This window comes from Prevotella sp. P3-122, from assembly GCF_002251365.1.
Classification (GTDB): Bacteria; Bacteroidota; Bacteroidia; order Bacteroidales; family Bacteroidaceae; genus Prevotella.
Genome location: NZ_NPJH01000038.1, coordinates 1 through 21,615, shown reverse-complemented (window position 1 = coordinate 21,615; position 21,615 = coordinate 1). Strand labels below are relative to the sequence as shown.

The 21,615-nt window shown below is 49.1% G+C and carries 21 protein-coding genes; 4 read left to right on the top strand and 17 right to left on the bottom strand.

Going from position 1 to position 21,615, the window contains the following annotated elements; all coding sequences use genetic code 11:
* Window position 1: 1 nt before the first annotated feature.
* The 8 genes from CIL02_RS07205 to CIL02_RS07165 all read right to left on the bottom strand — a co-directional run bounded on the left by CIL02_RS07205 (window position 2) and on the right by CIL02_RS07165 (window position 7,723).
* Window positions 2–1,075, bottom strand: a complete 1,074-nt coding sequence (locus CIL02_RS07205) for a DNA cytosine methyltransferase (RefSeq protein ID WP_094400382.1) — start codon at window positions 1,073–1,075, stop codon at window positions 2–4.
* 1 nt (window position 1,076) lies between these two features.
* Window positions 1,077–2,189 (bottom strand): DNA cytosine methyltransferase, encoded by a 1,113-nt coding sequence (locus CIL02_RS07200; protein WP_240513566.1) that lies wholly within the window; start codon window positions 2,187–2,189, stop codon window positions 1,077–1,079.
* Window positions 2,190–2,313: 124 nt separating this feature from the next.
* Window positions 2,314–2,652 (bottom strand): hypothetical protein, encoded by a 339-nt coding sequence (locus CIL02_RS07195; protein WP_094400378.1) that lies wholly within the window; start codon window positions 2,650–2,652, stop codon window positions 2,314–2,316.
* Between the two features lie 60 nt (window positions 2,653–2,712).
* Window positions 2,713–3,942 (bottom strand): YhcG family protein, encoded by a 1,230-nt coding sequence (locus tag CIL02_RS07190; protein ID WP_094400376.1) that lies wholly within the window; start codon window positions 3,940–3,942, stop codon window positions 2,713–2,715.
* A gap of 25 nt (window positions 3,943–3,967) precedes the next feature.
* Entirely contained in the window at window positions 3,968–4,174 is a 207-nt protein-coding gene (locus CIL02_RS07185) for a helix-turn-helix transcriptional regulator (RefSeq protein WP_094400374.1), read from the bottom strand.
* Window positions 4,175–4,823: 649 nt separating this feature from the next.
* Window positions 4,824–5,471, bottom strand: coding sequence for an HAD family hydrolase (locus CIL02_RS07175; RefSeq protein ID WP_094400370.1), 648 nt, complete (start codon window positions 5,469–5,471; stop codon window positions 4,824–4,826).
* A 7-nt stretch (window positions 5,472–5,478) separates the two neighbouring features.
* Window positions 5,479–6,567: a tryptophan--tRNA ligase gene (gene trpS, locus CIL02_RS07170; protein ID WP_094400368.1), complete on the bottom strand. Its 1,089-nt coding sequence runs from the start codon at window positions 6,565–6,567 to the stop codon at window positions 5,479–5,481.
* A 133-nt stretch (window positions 6,568–6,700) separates the two neighbouring features.
* Window positions 6,701–7,723, bottom strand: coding sequence for a C1 family peptidase (locus CIL02_RS07165; protein WP_094400366.1), 1,023 nt, complete (start codon window positions 7,721–7,723; stop codon window positions 6,701–6,703).
* Window positions 7,724–7,856: 133 nt separating this feature from the next.
* Between CIL02_RS07165 and CIL02_RS07160 the strand changes: the two genes are divergently transcribed.
* The 3 genes from CIL02_RS07160 to CIL02_RS07150 are packed head-to-tail and all read left to right on the top strand — an operon-like array spanning window position 7,857 to window position 10,131.
* The gene (locus CIL02_RS07160; RefSeq protein ID WP_094400486.1) at window positions 7,857–9,110 is read left to right on the top strand and encodes a peptidase U32 family protein; all 1,254 of its coding nucleotides are present in this window, start codon (window positions 7,857–7,859) and stop codon (window positions 9,108–9,110) included.
* Window positions 9,111–9,118: 8 nt separating this feature from the next.
* On the top strand, window positions 9,119–9,559 hold the full coding sequence (locus CIL02_RS07155; protein WP_094400364.1) for a SufE family protein: 441 nt from the start codon (window positions 9,119–9,121) through the stop codon (window positions 9,557–9,559).
* A gap of 11 nt (window positions 9,560–9,570) precedes the next feature.
* Entirely contained in the window at window positions 9,571–10,131 is a 561-nt protein-coding gene (locus CIL02_RS07150; RefSeq protein ID WP_094400362.1) for an RNA methyltransferase, read from the top strand.
* Here the strand turns inward: CIL02_RS07150 and CIL02_RS07145 are convergent.
* From CIL02_RS07145 to CIL02_RS07125, 5 genes are all read right to left on the bottom strand, one after another.
* Window positions 10,115–10,348, bottom strand: a complete 234-nt coding sequence (locus CIL02_RS07145; protein ID WP_094400360.1) for a hypothetical protein — start codon at window positions 10,346–10,348, stop codon at window positions 10,115–10,117. The two genes, CIL02_RS07150 and CIL02_RS07145, sit on opposite strands and share 17 nt — an antisense overlap.
* 10 nt (window positions 10,349–10,358) lie before the next feature.
* The gene (locus tag CIL02_RS07140; RefSeq protein WP_094400358.1) at window positions 10,359–10,748 is read right to left on the bottom strand and encodes an HIT family protein; all 390 of its coding nucleotides are present in this window, start codon (window positions 10,746–10,748) and stop codon (window positions 10,359–10,361) included.
* Between the two features lie 73 nt (window positions 10,749–10,821).
* Complete coding sequence (gene greA, locus CIL02_RS07135) at window positions 10,822–11,289, bottom strand: transcription elongation factor GreA (protein ID WP_094400356.1); 468 nt, start codon at window positions 11,287–11,289, stop codon at window positions 10,822–10,824.
* Window positions 11,290–11,506: 217 nt separating this feature from the next.
* A complete protein-coding gene (locus CIL02_RS07130) occupies window positions 11,507–12,070 on the bottom strand; it encodes a 6-carboxytetrahydropterin synthase (protein WP_094400354.1) in 564 nt (187 codons plus the stop codon).
* A gap of 114 nt (window positions 12,071–12,184) precedes the next feature.
* The gene (locus CIL02_RS07125; RefSeq protein WP_094400353.1) at window positions 12,185–15,562 is read right to left on the bottom strand and encodes an ATP-binding protein; all 3,378 of its coding nucleotides are present in this window, start codon (window positions 15,560–15,562) and stop codon (window positions 12,185–12,187) included.
* Between the two features lie 110 nt (window positions 15,563–15,672).
* Between CIL02_RS07125 and CIL02_RS07120 the strand changes: the two genes are divergently transcribed.
* A complete protein-coding gene (locus CIL02_RS07120) occupies window positions 15,673–16,143 on the top strand; it encodes a nucleoside deaminase (protein ID WP_094400352.1) in 471 nt (156 codons plus the stop codon).
* Here the strand turns inward: CIL02_RS07120 and CIL02_RS07115 are convergent.
* The 4 genes from CIL02_RS07115 to CIL02_RS07100 form a co-directional block, all read right to left on the bottom strand.
* Window positions 16,127–17,131 (bottom strand): YqiA/YcfP family alpha/beta fold hydrolase, encoded by a 1,005-nt coding sequence (locus CIL02_RS07115; RefSeq protein WP_094400350.1) that lies wholly within the window; start codon window positions 17,129–17,131, stop codon window positions 16,127–16,129. The two genes, CIL02_RS07120 and CIL02_RS07115, sit on opposite strands and share 17 nt — an antisense overlap.
* A gap of 2 nt (window positions 17,132–17,133) precedes the next feature.
* The gene (locus tag CIL02_RS07110) at window positions 17,134–19,629 is read right to left on the bottom strand and encodes an NPCBM/NEW2 domain-containing protein (RefSeq protein ID WP_094400348.1); all 2,496 of its coding nucleotides are present in this window, start codon (window positions 19,627–19,629) and stop codon (window positions 17,134–17,136) included.
* Between the two features lie 72 nt (window positions 19,630–19,701).
* Window positions 19,702–20,415 (bottom strand): HAD family hydrolase, encoded by a 714-nt coding sequence (locus CIL02_RS07105; protein ID WP_094400346.1) that lies wholly within the window; start codon window positions 20,413–20,415, stop codon window positions 19,702–19,704.
* A gap of 713 nt (window positions 20,416–21,128) precedes the next feature.
* A partial coding sequence (locus CIL02_RS07100) for a tyrosine-type recombinase/integrase (protein WP_170935039.1) occupies window positions 21,129–21,615 on the bottom strand: 487 nt, incomplete at its 5' end.

Below are 21,615 nucleotides of genomic sequence, written 5' to 3'. Positions count from 1 at the left end.
ACTATTCATGTATTATATGGTTTTCGATAAGATAATAAAGAACTGCATATATTGTATTTACGCTTACAGCATTACCTGCTTGCTTATATAACGAGCCATTCGCTACACCTACATTTTGCCCATTAGTCGCAAATTCGGGAGGGAAACCTTGAAGCATGAATGCCTCTTGTGGGGTCAATTTTCGGATGTCCAGTTGTGCCAATTGTTCCTTTGTATAGTCCTCAACATGATTTATGGCTCCATGCGATTCTATAAAGTCTTGACTATAATAATTGTCTTGACATGCCCTATGCATTTTATGCATAGAAGCAGTAAGTGTCCTCGCTATCAATTGGTTAATATCCGAATGCGACTTAAAATTAGCAGAACCATCAGCCAAAATCGTAGGTTTCATTCGCTCTGACAAAAAGTATCTTGCATCGACATGTTCCTCCAATAAATCCAAGGTGGTATTATAGCTCAGTACACCAAGTTGCTGATAATGTTCATCAAAAAGAGCTTTTACATTGTCTGGCGTATATTGAGCCACGAAATCGGCAGGAACATTTTCAGTAGTTGCAAAGATTAGAACTCTGCTTCGTTTCTGAGGAAGATGGAAATCAACGGTATTGAAAATGTTCGGGAAAACATGATACCCTAAGCCTTCAAGTTCCTGTTGAATACGTGCATAAGTGTTCCCATTATCATGTCTATAAAGGTTCTTTACATTTTCCAATAAGACATATCGCGGAAGTTTGACTTGTAAAATGTCTATTATTCTAAAGAACATTTGGCCACGGTCTTCATTGAACCCAGCTTGGTCTCCCATAACACTAAAAGTTTGGCAAGGAAATCCTCCTGTCAACAAATCAAAGTCTGGCAATCCTTCTATATTGTTTGGATTGGCGGTAAACGCAACAATATCGCCCATATCAACTTCGCCTTCTACATTGTAGTTTGATTGATATGTAAGTTTTGCTTTTGAGTCTATTTCCGAATATCCGACACACTCAAAAGGCATTATTCCGTCTTGAGTAAGAAGATCTAATGCACGACGGAATCCACCTATACCAGAGAATAATTCTAAGTGTGTCATATTACTTGATAAATTTCATTATACCATCACCAATGGCTTTGGCCAGTTTTACTGGAACAGCATTGCCAACTTGTGCATACCACATATTTTGAGCCCCAGTTATTATATAATCATCGGGAAATGTCTGTATTCTTGCCGCTTCTCGGGGACTTAAGCCTCTTGATTCCCAAGGATGTATATACATGTTACAATCAAACTTCATGTGTGAAGTGATAGTTTTACATATCTGTGTTTCATCCAATTTGAAATATTTGTCCTTGAATATGTCATTTCGACTTTTATAAGGCATAATATCTGCAATAGATGGATGAAGAGAATTTGCCCCCTGTGGCAATCTTCGATAAATCTCTATATCACGAGGGTTATTGTAACGATTCTTATGGTTATAAAGTTTTGTTATGTTTTTATCTCCATTTATGAAATGATAAAAATCTGTATCTGGATATGTAAAATCACATATAGTAAAGCCCGATTCTGCATTTTCAACATCTTTTGCACCCTTTTGCTTTCTTGCTTCAAGGTGGGGAAGACCTTCTAATGCGTCTCTTAAAACAAAAGGTTTTCTTTTATTTTCAAATATTGTATCGAAAATATCCAACGGTTCAATTCCAAGACGATTGCCAATCATAATAAATCGCTCTCTATTCTGAGGTACGCCAAAATCTTGGGCACGCAACAAACGATAGTCAAACAGATATTCTTCTCCAAGGAAATCCTTGAAGTTCTGTTTTATCTCGTCTATCTTATTTGACATGCCCTTAACATTCTCCATAACAAAGAACTTTGGACGCACTTTGCTAAGAAATGTCAAGTATGCCTTATATAGTTGATTTCTTGGGTCGTCAAGAATCCTTTGACGATTTGCCATAGAAAAGCCTTGACATGGAGGTCCACCGCAAACCAATGTTATATCTGAAAAATACTGTTCGTATTCATCTAAATGTGCATTCAGTTCATTAATATCACCAACATAATAATGTTCATCGCTAAGTTGATGATTTGCTTTATATGTATTACAAAATGTCTCGACTATTTCGTTAACAAACCATGGCGTAAAGCCTGCCTGTTCCATGCCTAGGCTAAGTCCACCACAACCCGCAAATAGGTCAATCATTTTGTATTGCTTCTTCGGCATATTATATATTATTCTTTATTAGGTTCAACTTCATTTATATTCTCACAATGTTAAGAATCAATCTTTCCACTTTGAGAGTTTTCAGCTTTACCGGCCTTGCTCATCAAACGTTTGGTCTCCTGCAACTCCTTTTGTAGGAGGCGTACACGCTATGCCAATTGCTCTTGACTTGGAACGCTATGCCATGATTAACAGTGAACTGTAATTCTCCAACAGATTGTTGGAGTTTGGGATTTATCAATTCTGCACCAGCTTGGTGCATTTTCTCTGCATTGATTACTGAAACAAGTTGTTTCAGTTTTTTTATCTTCTCAGCATAGAACAAATAGCGACTCTTAATGTCCGCTATCCAATCAGCATAATCCGCATCGATGTGAATGTCATGCGACTTCACGATATGTGGTTCAGCCTGTGGCTGTATGTCTTTATATTCTTGCGTCATTTCTTAGACGTTATGTGATTCAACTTCATTTTGATTCTCTCAATGTTAAAAAGCATTCTTTCAACTTTGTGAGTTTTCAGCATTACCTACCTTGCTCATCAAACGTTTGGTCTCCTGCAACTCCTTTTGCAAGAGGCGCACACGCTCAGCCAATTGTTCTTGGCTTGGGAGGGCATCTTTGATTCTGATGTTGTTGTACGTTGCTACCCCCATTGGAGTGCTGATACCTTTGAATGACCATTGGACATCAGCCCTGTTCATATTCGTGCATACCAAAAGACCTATAGTCGGATTGTCATCGGGTTGTTTCAAAACTTCGTCAACAGCGTTTACATAGTAGTTTAACTTGCCAGCAAACTCTGGTTCGAACGCTCTTGCCTTCAGTTCGCATACAATGTAGCAGCGTAGTCGAATATGGTAGAAAAGCAAGTCGATTCTTCTTGTTCTTCCGCCAACAATTATTTCTTTCTGTTTGCCGATGAAAGCAAAACCATTGCCCATTTCTAGCAGCAGTGCTGTAATGTTATCGTGAAGAGCCTTCTCCAATTCGCTTTCGTTGTAGGTTTCGTGATCTACTGTTGCAAAGCCAAAATCGTAGTTTTCCTTTACCACATACCGTGCCAGTTGTGCCAGTTGTGGTGTCAAGTGTTGCGAAAAATTGTTGGGAACAGTACCTTGCTTTTTGTAAATATCATCTTTCATTACTCGCGTCAATATGTCACGACTAATTCCTTCTCGAATAGTGTACCCCACATAGAACAAGGCTTCTTCAATTGTTTCCGAATGTTGGACTATACGAACATGGTGTCCCCATGGCACGCAAGCAAAAGGCAAAGGAAATTCTGAAACAGACTGTTTCAGTTTTTCTTCATCTGTTATTTGTTTGATTTTGTTATCGTAGTCATCTTCTGGCAACATTACTGAAACAAGCTGTTTCAGTTTTTCCATATTCTCGGCATAGAACAGATACCACTGTTTCATATACCACAAATTGCGCACAGAAAAGTTTGTACTGTTAGGAAACTCACGATTCAAATCTAAGCTTACCTGTTCTACAACTCCTGCTCCCCAGCGTTCTTCGGCTTTTTTCTGTACCAAGTCACGACCAAGTTGCCAGTTGAACAAAAGTTTCTCAGCATTTACCTTGACAGCTGCCTTCACCTGTGCGGAACGATAGCGACTCTTAATGTCCGCTATCCAGTCTGCATAGTCATTGTCAATGTGAATGTCATGCGACTTCACGATATGTGGTTCAGCCTGTGGCTGTATGTCTTTATTTTCTTGCGTCATTTCTTAGACGTTATGCGATTCGCCTTTATTCTATTTTGTTATCTGTCAGCAAGTCCTTCATGTTAACATTAAGAACTTTCGCAATTTTGTTTAATGTTTGAAGATCTGGCTGTGATGCATTGGAACACCATCGGCTTGTGGTTGTAGTGCTAACACCAAGTTGCTCTGCAAGCCACTTGCCAGTTTTCTTCTGTTCAACCAGCACAACCTTTAATCGATTCAAATCGTCCATCGTAATTTTATTTAAGTTCAATGCAAAGATATTAACAATTCTCGGAAGAACCGTGATAAAGGCTTTCTTTTTATGCTTTTATAACGAATTTGCAGAGAGGCCTAAAACTTCCTTTGCCTCATTTTGCTCTGCTTTTAAGGTGGGTTTATGTCTTCATCGGATTGCAGATGGTCGCAATCATAGTCATCGGCAAATGATTTGACAATAACTGTCTTCATGCCTCGCCGATGATTTTGATTATGTTTTGAGCCTCGTATGGAATCCATACCATTTCTCTCGTTGCTCCAAGCAGATAGGTTTTGTTTAGTTTGGTTAATGCCATTCTCTTTCGCTCCTGTGGTGTGGCGAACAAAAAAGTGCGCCACTCGTCATGGTCGAGGCAAAGAATGAAGCAAGGTGGTTTTCAAGCAAAGCTTTGCGTGGGCGGATGCAAAGCTTTGCGTCTGAGATGTTCAAAACTGGCTGCAGAAATCGTCTGACTTTTCTGGATAAGAGAAAAGGGTGGAACGACTCACCATACGGGGCACAGCAGCCTCTCAGGATATATCTGCTAACTCCAAAAAACTGGTTTTGGGGTGAAATGTATCAAACAGAACGTGCCCGGACTCTTTCTGACTGAAAGGTGCCGGGCACGCTTAGGTTATTCTGTTTATACTTCCAACATATCGAACCGTTCGATAATGTAGTCGGCACCAGCGTTTTGCAGTTCCTCTACGCTGCCATTGCCGTAGCTCACTCCACAGGTGCGGCATCCCGCACGCTTTCCCATCTCGATGTCGTATGCCGTGTCGCCCACGACGAGTGTTTCCGATGCGTCCACACCAAAGTGGCGCAGAGTGAGCAGGACAGGTTCCGGATGCGGCTTTGCGTGACAGACATTGTCTGCACCAATCACGAGGTCAATGAATGGTCTCAGACCGAATACGTCCACATACCTGTCGAGCGACTTGCGCTCGCGGCTGCTTGCTATGCTCACTGCTATGCCTTCGTCATGCAGATGTTCTATCGTTTCCCTAACCTTTGGATATAAGGTTACGGCACCCTCGGTGTTGTTGCAGTCGAACAGCCTGCGGTATGTGGCCTCGCACATGTCACCCATCTCATCGCTCATGGGAATGAGCCTTGTGAAGGTTTCTTTCAGTGGCAGTCCTATCATGCGCGCACATTCCTCCCTCGTGCGGCTTTCCAGTCCGAGAGCCTCTATGGTCTGCATCATTGTTGTCGTGATAAGCGACTGTGTGTCGGCGATGGTACCGTCGAAGTCGAGTATCACGAGTTTCGTTGCACGGTCGGTCATCAGCAGCTCACTCTCCTCTGAACCTCTCAGCCTGCTGCCTTATCAGCTCGGCATCGTTGAAATAGTCTATTTGCATGGCCTTCCTCACCTCGTCCATGGTCTGTGCCGCTGTCTCCCTGGCCTTCTCCGTGCCCTTGCGCAGGATATTGTATATTTCGGGAATATCCTTCTCCAGCTCGTGCCTTCTTTGCCTCATAGGCTCAAGCATGTTGTTGAGTACCGTATTGAGGAACTTCTTGCATGTTCCGTCGCCGATACCCCCCTGCACATACTGCGCCTTCAGCTCGTCGAGGTTCTTGAACTCCGGCCAGTAGTTGGCGAAGTCCTCATCACAGCAGAACGCCTCCATGTAAGTGAACACAGCGTTGCCCTCCAGGTGTCCGGGCTCATCCATGCTCATTCTCGGCTCACCGTTGGACATCTTCTTGACTTTCTTCCATACGTCTTTCTCCGAGTCACTGAGGTATATGCAGTTGCCGAGGCTCTTGCTCATCTTCTCCTTTCCGTCCGTACCCGGCAGCCTTCGTGCCGTAGCACATTCGGGCAGCATAATCTCCGGCTCAACGAGTATAGGGGCGTAAGTCTGGTTGAAGCGGCGCACAAGCTCCCTTGTCACCTCCAGCATCGGCTCCTGGTCCTCGCCGGCAGGCACGGTGGTAGCCTTGAAGAGCGTTATGTCGGCAGCCTGCGACACAGGGTAGCAAAAGAAGCCGAGCGGAATGTTAGCCTCGAAGTTGCGCATCTTTATCTCTGTCTTAACAGTTGGGTTGCGCTGCACGCGACTCACCGTGATGAGGTTCATGAGGTATGTTGTCAGCTCAGCGAGCTCAGGAATCTGACTTTGTATGAACAGAGTACATTTCTCTGGGTCGAGGCCTGCTGCGAGGTAGTCGAGAGCCACCTCAATGATGTTCTGCCTAATCTTCTCCGGATTGTCGGCATTATCGGTGAGAGCCTGCACATCGGCCATAAAGACGAACATCTTGTCGAAATCGCCGGCATTCTGCAACTGTACGCGACGGCGGAGGCTGCCAACGTAGTGTCCCAGATGGAGCTTGCCTGTTGGCCTGTCGCCTGTGAGTATAATCTTTCCCATTGTTGTCTGTAATGTATTGGTATTTTTTGCAAAGGTAGTGCAAACAAAGGAAATATCAAAGAAAAACCTCCCTTTTTATTTCAGTTGTCACGGCGAGGGAGTGGGCGTGAGGGTTCGGAACAGCGGTGCGTTCCTATGTGCCAGCCTTAATCATCACGGCAATGGTTTTCAAGCGCATATAGCTGTCGCTCATCAGTATATAACCACCATAGCGGCCAGCGATGCCCCATGAGTTTTGGGCAACAAAGAATTTCCTACCCCTGGCATCGGTGGCTATGCCTATCAACTCCATGCAGTGGTCGTCGGTAGTCTCCCTTCTCTCGAATGCCAGCTGCCGCATCCTGCTATCTATGCGTGGCGTCATTCCCTCCAGTACAGCCGTACCCTTGTCCATACTGAATCCCGGTTCGCTGATGTCACCCTCCCAACACACAGGGTGCCCCTGCATGAGGCTCCGCTCTATCCAGGCCATCATAGTGTCGAGCCTTACATTCAGAAAGCTGTCGGCCAGCACGTTGTCGGGAGTCTCCAGAACGAAACGCTCACCGTAGGGATGATGAGTGAAGCTGGTCACCGCCATCCAGTCATCAGGCAGGCAAACACTGTGTGCAAACTCCACAGGAGTATATTCCGCACCAAGCATATAGACAGCCCTTGGTAAATACCCAATCTCACGGTCGAGCAAGTCCCCAAGCATGGTGTCGAACTTGCGGAATGTAGTTCTCTGGCGTGCCATTACCGCCACCTTCCGTTTCAGTGCCCTGTAGCTCATGCCCTCGCGGGCGTGATATGAGCCATGGGGCATCATGCCATATCTCATCATCATCGTAACAGCCGTCTGCGCCATGCCCCTCATGCCCGGCATCTTGCCGCTTAGCTGGCACCGGCGTCCCTTGTCTGCAATGAGCATACGGGCCAGATAGTCGGCCGACAGGCTCACGGAGTCGCCCATGGCAAGCCGCTCGCTCTCTATGGTGGAGAGCATGGCGTAGACCCAGCACAGCTCGCTGTCACCCTGGTCGCGCACGGTCGTTGTCCTCACCTTGCACACCATCCGGTAACCGTCGTCCTCAATATCGTGCCGATCATCGCCGCCGGCACCGCAGCCGCCCATCAGCAGCACAGCCGCCATGAGCAAGAAAGCCATCTTCTTCATACAGCGCAAAGTTACGAAAAAAAACGTTATGAAACAAGTACAAGGCATGAAGTACGGTCATGCAGGAGCAGCAATGTCCAAAAACTTTGGAAAGAGGGATGATATTACGAAAAATATGTCTAACTTTGCACCCATGAACGCACAACCATCCGATTTCGAGATAATGGCTCCAGTAGGCTCCCGTGAGTCGCTGGCTGCCGCCATCAACGCCGGTGCCGACTCAGTATACTTCGGCATTGGGCAGCTCAACATGCGCTCCCATTCGGCCAACCATTTCACCATCGATGACCTCAGGGAGATAGCCTCCATCTGCTCGGAGCACGGCATAAAGACCTACCTCACCGTCAACACAATAATATATGGTGAGGACATCGACACCATGCACCAGATTGTGGACGCCGCTGCAGAGGCCGGCATCAGTGCCGTTATAGCCTCAGACGTGGCCGTGATGACCTACTGCCGTCAGCGGGGCGTGGAGGTACACCTGTCGACTCAGCTGAACATCTCGAACATAGAGGCACTGAAGTTCTATGCCCAGTTTGCCGATGTGGTAGTGCTGGCACGCGAGCTGAACATGGAGCAGGTGGCAGAGATATACCGCCAAATAGAACAGCAGCACGTATGCGGACCGAGCGGGCAGCTGGTGCGCATAGAGATGTTCTGCCATGGGGCATTGTGCATGGCCGTGAGCGGCAAGTGCTACATGAGCCTGCACGACGCCAACCGGAGTGCCAACCGCGGACAATGCGTGCAGATATGCCGTCGCTCGTATACCGTCACGGATAACGAGACTGGCAACCAGCTGGAAATAGACAACAAATATATAATGAGCCCGAAAGACCTGAAGACCATACGCTTCATGGACCGGATGATGAAGGCAGGAGTGAGGGTGTTCAAGATAGAAGGCAGGGCACGCGGACCGGAATACGTACATACTGTGGTGAGCTGCTACAAGGAGGCCGTGAGCAGCGTCATCAACGGCACCTTCACCGAGGAGCGCAAGGACGAGTGGGACCAGAGGCTCGCAACAGTGTTCAACCGCGGCTTCTGGGACGGTTACTACCAGGGGCAGACGCTTGGCGAGTGGAACCGCCACTACGGCTCGAACGCCACCGAGCGCAAGGTTCTCGTCGGCAAGGTGATAAAGTATTTCTCCAAGCTCGGCGTGGCCGAGGTGGCCGTAGAGGCATCAGAGTTCGGGCTGGGCGACAAGCTCCTCATCACGGGCAATGCCACAGGAGCCCTATGGCTGACAGCCGATGAGATACGCTACGACCTGAAGCCTGTAGAACGCGCGCTGCAAAGGCAGCGGGTGTCTATACCCGTGCCGGAAAAGGTACGCCCCAACGACAAGCTGTTCCGAATAGAAAAAGTTGAAAACAACTGATAACGACTATGACAATAAACGAGATACAAGACGAAGTAATCAGCGAGTTTGCTGACTTCGACGACTGGATGGACAAATACCAGATGCTTATAGACCTGGGCAACGAGCTTGGTGCTCTCGACGAGAAATACAAAACCGAGCAGAACCTCATAGACGGATGCCAGAGCCGCGTATGGCTGCAATGCGACTGCACCGACGGCAAGCTCGTATTCACGGCAGAGAGCGACGCCCTTATAGTAAAGGGCATCATTGCGCTGCTCATAAGGGTGCTGAGCGGGCACACGCCAGACGAGATTCTGCATGCCGACCTCTACTTCATAGAGGCCATAGGGCTGAAAGACCATCTCTCCCCCACCCGTTCCAACGGCCTGCTCGCCATGGTGAAGCAGATAAAGTCGTATGCCCTGGCATACTCGCTCAAGGGCGACAACAACAACCATCAGCAATAGAAAACAGAAACATGAGGAAGCTCAAGACCATAGAGATGGAGCGTCTAAGCCTTGACGAGTTCCGGCAGGCCGACAAGCTGCCCGTCATCGTAGTGCTCGACAACGTGAGGTCGCTCTACAATGTCGGCTCGGTATTCCGCTCGGGCGATGCCTTCCGCATAGAGGCCGTATACCTGTGCGGCATTACAGCAACACCGCCCAACGCAGAAATTCACAAGACTGCATTGGGCGGTGAGGATTCAGTGACGTGGCGGTATTTCGCTGATACGTCAGAAGCAGTAAGAGAGCTGAAAGCACAGGGTCGGATGGTATATGCCATTGAGCAGGCCGAAGGTTCTACAAAATTACAGAACCTTGAGCTGGAGCCGTCAGCAGCAGGCTATGCCGTGGTGTTCGGTAATGAGGTGAAGGGAGTGCAGCAGAATGTCGTCGACAGTTGCGACGGCTGCATAGAGATACCACAATTCGGCACCAAGCACTCACTCAACGTCTCAGTGACGGCAGGCATCATAGTATGGGAGTTCGCACGGCGCATAATGGTGCCACAGCAGACGCTCACTCATACTGATTGACACGGTGGAAAGAATGGATGAGCTCCTGCAAGCGCAGGAAACGCTCCTTTTGGGCATCGTCCATGACATTGGCATTCAGCTTTCGCCTGTTGAACTTCATCCAATTGAGCATCCTGTGCTCCTCGATGTGGTGACGTGACGGTCCCCTATGGTTCGCCGTCACAAACTCCCACACCTTATTATAATTATCTTCCCATTGCTGACTTCTTGCCCCCATGTTCGCTACATTAGAATTCGGCAAGAATGCGTTCGGCAATAGCCTTCATCTCCTCTGGTTCCAATTTCAGATGCTCTTTGCGGAAGTCTACATCAGCCTCGCTCTGCATGGGTATGAGGTGTATGTGTGCATGAGGAACCTCCAGCCCCAACACTACCTGCGCCACCTTACGGCACGGGAAAGCCTTCTTCAGAGCCACGGCAACACGCTTGGCAAAGACCTGGAACTCGGCAATCTCGTCGTCCTCCATGTCGAAGATATAGTCAACCTCCCTTTTTGGTATTACCAATGTATGTCCCTTAGCAAGGGGACTGATGTCGAGGAACGCATAGAACTTATCGCTCTCGGCACATTTGTAGCTCGGAATCTCACCTGCTACTATCTTTGAGAAAATTGTCATAATAAGAAAAATATGTGTGTTGTTGTATTGCTGTATTCCTAAAGTCCTCACAGAGTCTTAAGCCTGCAGAAGCCTAAGCTATGGTTATGTTGTCTATGCGCAACTTGATGGTGCCGCGAGGGATTTTTATCTCCACCTCGTCGCCAACCTTCTTGTTGAGCAGTCCCTGGGCGATAGGAGTCTGAATTGATATTTTTCCCTCTCTGAGGTTTGCCTCGCTCTCGCTGACAATGGTATATGTCATCTTTGCCTTGGTTGCGAGATTAGTCATCTCCACCTTGGACATAATCTGTACTGCGTCTGCACTAAGCCTTGTGACATCAACGATTTTTGCCTCTGCTATGGCAAGCTTGAGTTTGTTAATCTTATCCTCGAGATGTGCCTGTGCCTCACGTGCTGCATCATATTCCGCATTTTCACTCAGGTCACCCTTGTCTCTCGCTTCCGCTATAGCTGCTGAAGCCTTTGGGCGCTCCACAGATTCGAGTTGTTTGAGATCTGCCACGAGTTTGTCGTAGCCTTCTTGTGACATGTAAGCCATAATCGAAAAGTGTTTTTAGGTTTTCTTGTTAATATAATGAGATAACAAAAACGAGAATTCCGACATTTTCTTCACAATGTCGGAATTCTGTTTCCTGTTTCTCCTATCAATCTCTGCTGCAAAGATAGGCATTATTTTCGGAACGGCCAAATTTTTCGGCATAATTAAGCCGCGGAACATTTTTTACGGCTTACCATGACGCTGTGCCTGAGGGCATTTACTTGCGGTAGCCGCACTTCGGGCACACACCGTTCTCATCAAGGGAGATACCGCATAGCGGGCACCTGTCAATCTGCTTTCTGTCGGCAAACTCCGCCGATGCGGCATTGACACCACTTGTGAATGTGAGCTTGGCAATGTTAAGCTTGTCCTTGAGCAGGTCGTAGACAATCTTTATCATTCCCTCTACGGTCATGGTCTCCTTGGTGACGACAAGACGGCAGTCGGGATAGGCTGTTGCCAACTCAGTCTTGAAAGCCTCGCCCTTCATGGTGTTGCGCGGATGTCCGTCCTTGATGCCCTGCTTCTCGTAAACGTCCAGCACGGCGGGCAACAGTGGGTCGTCCTCCCTGAGCACAAGTGCGTGGTCGAAATTCTTCAGAACATCCCATGCTATCTTCTGTATCTCGTTACATGGGTAAACCATGTTCACTCCCTCGTTGACACTATCCTCAACCTCAATGGTCAGAGTACCTGTGTGGCCATGAAGATACTGAGCCTCACCCTGGAAGCCGTAGAACCTGTGTGCATACTGCAAATCGAATGTTGTGATACTTCTCATAATTAAACCTCCTATTGTTTTTAGTTAATGAATTGTTTTTGATATTGCAAAGGTATCACATATTCAGACAGCATGCAAACAGAATTTGTCTATTTTATAATAGATTATTTTTATTTAGGCCTTACTGCCCATATCGATAAGCGCGGCGTACAGGGCATCGTGCCGCAGTATCTGCTCATCACCGATGATGTACAGTTTCTTGCGTGCCCGCGTGATGGCCACATTCAGCTTGCGGTCTATAATCCTGCCATCCTCCTCGAAGCTGTTGGCTGTAAGGAAGTCAAGCTGGCTGAGATGCCGCACTGTAGTGGAATAGATGATTACATCACGCTGCGAACCTTGGTATCGCTCTACGGTGTCTATGCACACATCGGCAAGTTGCGGAATGCCATAGGTCTCGGCCTCGCGGCGTATCATAGCTATCTGGTTACGGTAGGGAACGATAACTCCAATAGTTGTCTCCGCACAGAAGCTACTGCCATACTCCTTGCATGTCTCAGCCAACAGACGGGCAACGATGCGTGCCTCGGCAACGTTCACTTTCTCCGACGACATAGCATCAGGATGTCCTTGCGGTGACTCCTCAGCCGATGAAATAAAAACAACCCTTGGCGATGGCGACGGTTCAGTCTGGTGGGGCAGCGGCACTGGCGTCAGGTGCTCGTTGCGGTAGAAACAGTTATTGGGAAACTGTGCAATGTCCGGGTGCATGCGTCCGTATTTGCTTAGCGTGCCCGTGAAGTGGCTACGCTTATGGAGGCGTTCGTTTCGTATCAGCCTCTCGAAAAGCGACTCCCGGCAATCTCTAAGTCCGGTTCCAGCGAGCAGCCCACTCTCCACAGCCGACTCCGAGGCATCCTGTCTTACCACTGCCGGCAACTGCTTGTAGTCACCAATGAGTATAAACCTTGACATTTCACGCTGCCTGCCGTCATCACATGGCCTGCGTGCAGAGCATAGCAGTCCGATAATGTCAGGCTCCAATATCTGGCTTGCCTCATCGACAATGACGAGCGAGAACGTCTTTATGTCAAACAGGTAGGAACGGGATGCGAGGGTGCTGGTCGTACCGACGATAATGCGTTCCTCGCAGATGGCGTGACGGATATCGCTCAGATTTTCCCCGCCTGCAAATCTCTTGGACAGCAGGCGGTTGCGGAAGCGCGCGTCACAGGTATACTCATTGCCTATGCGCAGGAATTCGTATCCATTGTCAGCAAGCATACCACATATCTCATCGACTGCCCTGTTGGTGTATGCCGTGAGCAGTATGGATGCGCATGACGAGGTGAGTTCCTCTGCAACGAGAAATCTCAGCGCCATTGACGTCTTGCCCGTTCCAGGCGGCCCCACCAGCAGGAAGTAGTCATTGGCCTGCTTTGCCTTCAGCACTATATCATCGTAAGACGGATTATAGGATTGTGTTAGGCATCTTTCGGCGTTGCGGCGAGGTTCCCGACGTCCCATGAACAGATCGCGGTCTGCCTGTGCCGTCGCAGCGAACTTATGTAGGCTGCGTATGGCTGCCGTTGCCGAGCTGTCGCTGCCACAATGCTCTATGGCATATCTTATTGGAGTGCCGCTATCTGTACCAGTGTTGTCGGGCGACGGAGGGCAGACACAGAAATTGTCGGCGTTATGCTGACCGTTGTTCAGACACACCACGATGGTGCCCGTGCGCATCTCCGCCAGTGTGCCCTTGAACAATATGGCCTTCCTCACATCGGGCTTGCCACGGTAGGCATAGAGATAAACCATGTCGCCCTGCCGGAAATTGGGAATAAAGGTGTCCAACCTGTCAGGGACAGCAAGTGTAAGTTTGTCATACCCCCTGCTCTCGTCCGAGCGTTCCATGCCATCAAGCGTCAGTCCGCAGAATATGTTGCCTGTCTCCACCTTCTCCTCCAGAGGCATGTTCCACAGGTCGGCGATGCTGTTTCCCTGTCCTAAGGTTCCAGTCTTGTTGTATAGCTGCTCCCGGAAGACGAAGGTCATCATACGGCAGAAATACTCTCTGTCGGCCCCCTCCAGGGTGGTAACAGGAGAGATGATGCCCTCCAATTGCGGCCTCACATAGTTTGTCCAGAGCTTGTCAGTGATGCCCTTCTCATTGAGATTGGCCGTCTTCAGCAGTGGCATCACTGTCTGGAAGCCCTGTCTTGCCACCATATAGTCGAGTGCTACGGCCCTGTTGCGGAACTTCAGTGCCTCAGCGAGCAGCCGCTTGTAAAAGCTCACAACAACGAGTCCACCCGGTAGCGGATACTTGGAATAGAGCAGGCGTATGTCGGTCTTGTCGGATGGGAGGTTGAAGTTATGCCTGAGCACCCCATAGTAAAGGAGCACCTGCACGTAGTGGTCTTCTTTCTGAAAACTGCCATAGCTGTTCGGTGTCTGTCTTTGTATGTTCCAGTTGGCTCCCGACTTCTGCTCCACAAGCAGCCGGAAATCGCTCGTCATCAGGTCTACCCTACCCTGTATGCCCAACGCCTCGCACACAAACGACGGCTCCAACATGGCCTTGCCACGGTCAAACGGGCTCTCGTCTCCAAACAGTTGGTCGGCCACCTGCACTATATTGCTCGCCTGGCGTGCTGCCGCTACAGCGAATTGTTCCTTCACATTGAGGTCGCGGCATGAGGCATACTCAAGTGCCTTTTCCCTGACGTTGTTCCAGAGCGTTGTCTTCCAGTCACACTCAACATTACCGCACACGGCATCGTCAAGCAATGCCCCGGCATAATTTCCCAGCAATATGGCCTGGCTGTTGGCAACGGGCATCATACGTCCGACAAGATATGCAAGCGGACTGTGCCCATAATCCGTAAAACAACGGGCTATGGTACTGATGTCAAGCAGATAGTCGGGCTCAACAATGATGTAGTCGGCCGTGAACATCTCTCCCTCACCCTTCCTCACACCGATGAGGTTCACCTGAGTGCCGCTGGTAAGTATCTTGGCAAGATACTGCTGCTGGTCGTTGCCGAAATCCACCTTCAGCACAAGGCCTTCCCCATCGGTATCAGCCTTGGCAGTCATGGTATAGCCTTCGGTTCCGGCAACAACACAACGGAGCTTGCGATAGTCAATAGCCGCGACAGACTTCACGTTACTATATACTCTCGGCAGGCGCGGAGTAAGATATGATGGTATGGCATCGCCAAAGACTGCAGAGACAAGCACCGAAAGGGCTCTGCAATCATCGCCAACATTTGCAGCCTCAGGCGGATGGTTGGTATTGCGGCGCATACGCTGCATGGCTACAGCGTCGGCACGCTGGATAGACAGTTTACGGCACAGATAGTCTACCTGCGAGAACAGGTTGCCGAACGACTGCCCACAACCAACCGTGCCCTCCTGACACACCAGCAGCAGGGCCTCATGCATCATACGGTATGCAGCGGACTTGTCGGAAGACGCTGTGTCGAGTATCGTCACTACTCTTCCATATAGCTCGTCAGAAGTGGTATATCGTCGTGTTTTATGAGACATTGATGTTAAGTGGTAAAAATCACGTTAAAGATTATAAAGGACTCAGAGTTGTTTGCCACATTTTCGTTATTTTTGTCCCCATAACAAAGGATACATAACACACAGAAATCATGGACAAAGAACAACTCATGCGCAGAGCCATCGCCTTGAGCGAGGACAGCGTGCGCTCCGGGGGCGGCCCCTTCGGAGCCGTCATAGCATCCAAGGATGGAGAAATCATTGCCGAGGCATCCAATTCCGTAACCATCGACCACGACCCTACGGCACACGCTGAGGTGAACTGCATTAGGAAAGCAGCCGCCAAGCTCGGGTCATTCAATCTCTCTGGCTACGACATCTACACCTCGTGCGAGCCCTGTCCCATGTGCCTTGGCGCCATATATTGGGCACGCCTCGACAGAATATTCTATGGCAACAACCGCAAGGATGCTGCGGCAATAGGGTTTGATGACGATTTCATCTACCAGGAGCTGGCACTAAATCCGGCCGAACGCTCCAAGCAGATGGAGGCGCTGCTGCCCGAGGAGGCTCAGGAAGCATTCAGGATGTGGCGTGAGTCTACCGTCAAGACGGAGTATTGACTATCCGGCTGAAGAACACCTTTATGTCCTCCCATGTCTTGAACGTGTCACTGCCAAACTCTATCACCGTTCCCATGAAGTTGTCGCACGGAGCTGCGCTTATGAGGTAGTCGCCAATGAGATTCTGGGGCTGATTGGTGAATATCACCCGGTCATGGGCAGGGGTGGAGAGATATTCTTCCGCCCACGTCATCATTGCTTCTATGTCCTGATGGCGGTTGGTAGGACATGGAGCCACTATTCTGACATCAAAGGTCTCTATGAGCTGCTCGTATGTTTTCACCATGCTCGACTTAGGACGTCCAAAGCTGTCTTTCAGGGTGTCGGCGGCAATGTACAGGCACGGGCGTTCCCTACCCTCCTGCTTGTCGCTAATCCATCTTATCACCGGCACCACACCATGCAGGAAGGCGCTGTCATCCATGCGGTGCTCGCCATGGAAATGCATGGCCTGGGTATAATGCTCACAGAACAGGCCGAAAGTATGCACTACAGGGTCGTTGTCGCCAAACAGTCCGTATACATGGTCGTTGTCCTCGGCGGCATGCTCGAAACACTTCATGCACACGTCACGATATTCCTTCTCAAGAGCCTTTGTCACGATAAACTCCGTCTCACCATCGGCACGCGGGTTCTGCCACAGCTGCTTTCCTGTCATGCCATGCTCCTTCATCGTCTCGAACATCTGGAAAGCCGGGTTCACGCATATGCGGTCGATGCCATAGAGCATCTCGGCATACATGCCACCCATAGAGGTTCCTATGATGAGGTCGGGCTTTTCCCTTTCGCACACATCATGCAGCAGAGCCATGGCATCGGCCGGATGCAGCGGCATGTCGTAGGCTATCACCACGGCATTGGGAAGCGCATCCTTGATGCGCTTCACCGTTCCAGACTGGGCTGACGAGCCAAAGCCGTGGATATACATTATCTTCTTTCCCCTCATCAGGTCGGGGAACTGTATTATATACGGGTTTTCCTGTGTCATTGTTATTTAATAATCTTCTTACCATTCCTTATATATATACCACTTTTAGGGCTGTCGGTTTTCACTCCCTGCAAGTTATACCATCCATCGTCAGCAGTGGTCTTTCCTGCCGTAGAAGCGGAAGTCTGCGGAAGACGGATACCAGTCGGCTTCTCATTGCCAATCCTCAGCAGACGGGCACCATGACTGCGGACCGTAGTATTGATGGTACCAGTGAACGTGCCAAGCGACTCGCCACCCCATACATCATATACAGGCACAGACTCTCCTGCGCCATATCCCAACAGCGTAAGGTCGAACGCAAAGTCATCGTTGCTCCTGTCAGCATATATTATGAATTCCATTGTCGTGCCCGATGACGATGTATTATCGGTGTCACAACTGGAGTCGTAGCCACAAAGGGCCTTGAACCTAACGAAATTGTGCCCTTGAGGCAAGTCGTAGATGATGGTACATTGCGCGTTGGCACCCAAACCGTTTGAATAGGTCTTACCCTCAATCTTCAGCGGCCCACCCTCAACATTGGCATTGGTGTGCAGCGTTCCCCACTCTGAGGTGTACGACGTTGGCTTCAGCGTTGTCAGTTTGGTCTCGTTGCCTTCGGCATCCACAAGTACCGGATTGACGATATCGGCCCTATCGTATGCAAAGCCGTCTCCCCAGTTGCTCACAACGATGCGGAGCTGGTCGGCACCTGTTATGTCGGCATCTACCGTGGCACTCTTCGTCCCAGACCTTGAGATAAGTCCCGTCCGGGCGGCATAGTCATCCTGCTCGGCAGTGAGAGGGTTGCTGTCGAAGACCATGAAGCGGATGCTCGTTGTGGAGCCAGTCTGATTGATGCCGGAGTCGTCAGCGGCTGCCATAGCCTTAAATCTTACAACATCCATATCCTCGGGGATGGTAAAGAAGATGGCAGCATTGGCATCGGTAGAGAAGCCGCGGTCATATGTCGTTCCCAATACCTTCATCTTTCCTCCACTTTCAACATTCTTGTTCTCGTATACTCTGTTGAAGTAGGAGTTGGTATACACACGGCTGCGATAGGTGCCCGTGAGGTCCACCTCGGTACCGTCTCTGAGCACCAGCGTGGGATTAATCCAGTCGGCATGATCGTAATTGTAGTTATCGCCTGCATCATCGACTACCAGCACAAGGGTCTTGCTGCCCTCAGGCCACTCTATATCAACATCGACGGCATGACCGTCGGTGGTATACGCTACGGTTTCCGATTTATATAGTGCCTTGGCTCCAACCACCCATCTGTTGTTGTCACGCTGGAAAAGTGCCAGATACCTGTTGTTGGTAGCAGGGTCTTCCGATGTCCATGCCACCTGTCCAAGGTCCTCATCGCACATCACCTCATGTGCATTTTCTCCATAAGCGTGCATGTATAGGTACTCATCATTGGTGAGGAGCGACAGCGTGAAGTCATCATTCTTCGTCATCTCGCCGCCAAAGAACAGTGGCGAGTGGCATATTCCCCAGAGCGTCATCAGCGTGTATTGCTCGTCCTGAGTCAGGTTTGTCCAACGGCCACTCTGCGCTGAGGTATATCCCGGGTCGCCTATGGTCATGGCAATCTGTCCCAGCGGCAACATGTCGCAGTCAGCATAGTTTCCGGGACGGTAGTAAGGTGCCCACGCCTTGGCCTCGTTGAAGACGGCATCCACATGGCTCCAGTTGTCCCACAGGTCATCCATCATACGCCACATATTGGCATTCTCAAGGCAGTCGGTGGCATACTGGTACATGGTCTTGCCAGGGCTTATCGACAATACTATCGGACGGCCTGTCTGGTCTATAGCCTTTCTGATCATACGCAGCTCGTCGGCATGGAACGGACGCGAGAGGTCGTCGACCTTGATGAAGTCGACACCCCACGAGGCGTAGAGGTCCATGATACTGTTGTAGTACAGCTGTCCATACTCGTTGTCACGGATTGTAAGGTTATCCTTTAGCCAAGTGCAGGCCGGAACAGTACTGGTGTATACACTGCTCCATTCCGTCTGCTCAGCACCCTTCAGCTTGTACGCAGAGCCGACAACGGCCTTAGGCAAGCCTCGCATGATGTGTATGCCGAACTTCAGTCCCATGGCATGGAGGCTGTCGCCGATGGCCTTGAAGCCACAGTTCACACCATCCTGCATGGCAGAGGGGAACCGGCTGGGCGAGGGCAGGTAACGGCCATAATCATCGAGGACATATCCCTGAGTGCCTGTTTCGTTATACTGTCCGCCACCAAGCGAGGGATGGTTGCAATACCAGCGGATGTCTATGACCACATACTGCCAGCCACGCTCTGCCAAGCCGTTGTCGACAAGATACCGGGCATTCTGCATCACTTCCTTCTCGGTTACTGACGAATAGTAACAGTCCCAAGAGTTCCAACCCATAGGCGGCGTGAGCGCCCAGGTGCGGAACGTGCTCATCTCGTCCTGTGCCAATGCCGCCATAACCGACAGAAACAGGCAGCATGTAGTAATTAGTTTTCTCATAATATATATTGTTTAGTTATTATTATTCCGATAATGTTCGAGCACCCGAGTTCTCTATCACCCAATAGCCCGCTAATAAGTCATCCCGAATATCTCAGCCACGCTTCGGTAAGTCCTCACTTCAGGATGCTCAAACTCTTCTGCCGACTCATACTGCCACAGATATTGCGACGGCACGTATGCCGCCTTTGCTCCAGCCTCAATTGCGGGGAGCACATCACTCTTGAAGGAGTTGCCGACAACGAGCGTCCGGCATGGCTCCACATTCATTCGCTGACACAAGGAGAGCACGGCTTGCGGTGTCTTGTCACTAACGATATCGACAACATCAAAATAACCACTCAAGCCCGAGCGCGCAAGTTTCGACTGCTGGTCAAGCAATTCTCCTTTTGTGAACAGCGCAACCCTGACACCATCTATCCGGGACAACCACGACAACGTGTCGCAGATACCAGCAAACGGACGCACCTCGAATGTCAACAGACTACGCCCCATATCTATTATCTCCTTGATGTCGGAACCGCTTATGGTGCCATGCGTCATTGCACACGCATTCTCAATGAGGGAAATAGTAAACGCCTTCACACCAAAGCCCAACAACGGCATGTTGCGGCATTCGGTGGTAAACAGGCTTTCGCCTACACACTCAGGAGCAAGACCGTAGGAAGACAGCAGACGGCCGTAACGGTCCTGCACACTCTCGAAGTGAGACTGGCAGTCCCACAATGTATCGTCGGCATCGAACACCACGGCACGGATGTCTCCGGAATATATAGCTTCTCGCATAACTATCTGTTTAGGGTCACTACATTTGCAGAATGTCTATGCAAAGATAGTACAAAAAATCAGATAAAAGAATAATACCTACTTTTTTTCTTACCTTTCTTTCGTCAATTCGGATAAAACAATTACCTTTGCACAATCCGCTTGCCATGAGGCTATGACATGTGCTTACAATCGGTGGCGGACAATGAATTTTGAGAAACGCGTCACAAACGATCTGTTCCGGGCTGCTTGAACCTGAGAAACTCAATATTCCCACGGATAAGGTCTATAGTGAATGCTTACGGGTATGCTATAACTGTATCCCGGGGTGTGCTGCGAGGACTCACCATGTCCTCACGCACACTTTATAGGTACACTACACATACGATGTGGGTATCACTCTGTCAGTTCAAGGGAAGGCTTCTCAGGGCCTAAGTAGCGGATTGGCAGATGTGGTAACCCACTTTTTTTATGGCGCGCATTTCATGACTGCATGATAACAACTCAAACATATATACTCCCTATCCATAAAAGCATGGAATCGGGTAGGAGGTAAATGCTAATCACAGAAAGGCATTTGCCTCCTACTTTCACATTTACCGACCTCCCACACCTTATGAGAACATTCGCATAAGGTGTGTTATGCGAACTTCCATTTTATGCGAACTTCTTGTTGAATATATCTGTTAAAGGCAGACATCTGCAATGAGAAGTTCGCATAAAAAATATGATTGTCAGAAAACAAAAAGTTCATCAATATCTTCTTCGCTCCAGTTTTGTTGAATCGAGTTGGTCGCAGGATTTCTCACAGAAGCAGCAGCCTCGTCCATCATTTCCAAAGTTATATCAAGGTATTGCATTGTGGTTTCTATATGTTCATGTCCTAATAACTTTGATACAACTGGTAATCGATGGCGTTCCTTTACCCAGTTGGTGGCTCTTGTATGTCTGAACAGATGTGAATGCATGTCCAAAGGTACCTCGTCACAAGATTCATGAGCAGAACATGCATGCTGTTTCAATCGTTTTTGTATCGCACGAGATGAAAGTTTGCTTGTTTTTCCCTTCGAAGGAGAAAAGAACAGAAAAGAATCAGGATTAGGATTTGTGCCATGAATACGTTTGATAAACAATGATATCTGGATCATTATGTTCTCGTCAAGCGGCATACATCTGTATTTATTGCCTTTTCCGTTGAACAGGATGCTGCCTGTTACATTT

What these genes read in the sequence shown, in the direction of transcription:
- CIL02_RS07175 (WP_094400370.1), bottom strand. Translation starts at nt 5,471, where the DNA reads ATGACCGACCGTGCAACGAAACTCGTGATACTCGACTTCGACGGTACC.
- CIL02_RS07145 (WP_094400360.1), bottom strand. Translation starts at nt 10,348, where the DNA reads ATGGGGGCAAGAAGTCAGCAATGGGAAGATAATTATAATAAGGTGTGG.
- CIL02_RS07160 (WP_094400486.1), top strand. Translation starts at nt 7,857, where the DNA reads ATGAACGCACAACCATCCGATTTCGAGATAATGGCTCCAGTAGGCTCC.
- CIL02_RS07125 (WP_094400353.1), bottom strand. Translation starts at nt 15,562, where the DNA reads ATGTCTCATAAAACACGACGATATACCACTTCTGACGAGCTATATGGA.
- CIL02_RS07200 (WP_240513566.1), bottom strand. Translation starts at nt 2,189, where the DNA reads ATGATTGACCTATTTGCGGGTTGTGGTGGACTTAGCCTAGGCATGGAA.
- CIL02_RS07190 (WP_094400376.1), bottom strand. Translation starts at nt 3,942, where the DNA reads ATGACGCAAGAAAATAAAGACATACAGCCACAGGCTGAACCACATATC.
- CIL02_RS07115 (WP_094400350.1), bottom strand. Translation starts at nt 17,131, where the DNA reads ATGACACAGGAAAACCCGTATATAATACAGTTCCCCGACCTGATGAGG.
- CIL02_RS07155 (WP_094400364.1), top strand. Translation starts at nt 9,119, where the DNA reads ATGACAATAAACGAGATACAAGACGAAGTAATCAGCGAGTTTGCTGAC.
- CIL02_RS07185 (WP_094400374.1), bottom strand. Translation starts at nt 4,174, where the DNA reads ATGGACGATTTGAATCGATTAAAGGTTGTGCTGGTTGAACAGAAGAAA.
- CIL02_RS07205 (WP_094400382.1), bottom strand. Translation starts at nt 1,075, where the DNA reads ATGACACACTTAGAATTATTCTCTGGTATAGGTGGATTCCGTCGTGCA.
- CIL02_RS07110 (WP_094400348.1), bottom strand. Translation starts at nt 19,629, where the DNA reads ATGAGAAAACTAATTACTACATGCTGCCTGTTTCTGTCGGTTATGGCG.
- CIL02_RS07120 (WP_094400352.1), top strand. Translation starts at nt 15,673, where the DNA reads ATGGACAAAGAACAACTCATGCGCAGAGCCATCGCCTTGAGCGAGGAC.
- CIL02_RS07195 (WP_094400378.1), bottom strand. Translation starts at nt 2,652, where the DNA reads ATGACGCAAGAATATAAAGACATACAGCCACAGGCTGAACCACATATC.
- CIL02_RS07150 (WP_094400362.1), top strand. Translation starts at nt 9,571, where the DNA reads ATGAGGAAGCTCAAGACCATAGAGATGGAGCGTCTAAGCCTTGACGAG.
- greA (WP_094400356.1), bottom strand. Translation starts at nt 11,289, where the DNA reads ATGGCTTACATGTCACAAGAAGGCTACGACAAACTCGTGGCAGATCTC.
- CIL02_RS07105 (WP_094400346.1), bottom strand. Translation starts at nt 20,415, where the DNA reads ATGCGAGAAGCTATATATTCCGGAGACATCCGTGCCGTGGTGTTCGAT.
- CIL02_RS07140 (WP_094400358.1), bottom strand. Translation starts at nt 10,748, where the DNA reads ATGACAATTTTCTCAAAGATAGTAGCAGGTGAGATTCCGAGCTACAAA.
- CIL02_RS07165 (WP_094400366.1), bottom strand. Translation starts at nt 7,723, where the DNA reads ATGAAGAAGATGGCTTTCTTGCTCATGGCGGCTGTGCTGCTGATGGGC.
- trpS (WP_094400368.1), bottom strand. Translation starts at nt 6,567, where the DNA reads ATGGGAAAGATTATACTCACAGGCGACAGGCCAACAGGCAAGCTCCAT.
- CIL02_RS07130 (WP_094400354.1), bottom strand. Translation starts at nt 12,070, where the DNA reads ATGAGAAGTATCACAACATTCGATTTGCAGTATGCACACAGGTTCTAC.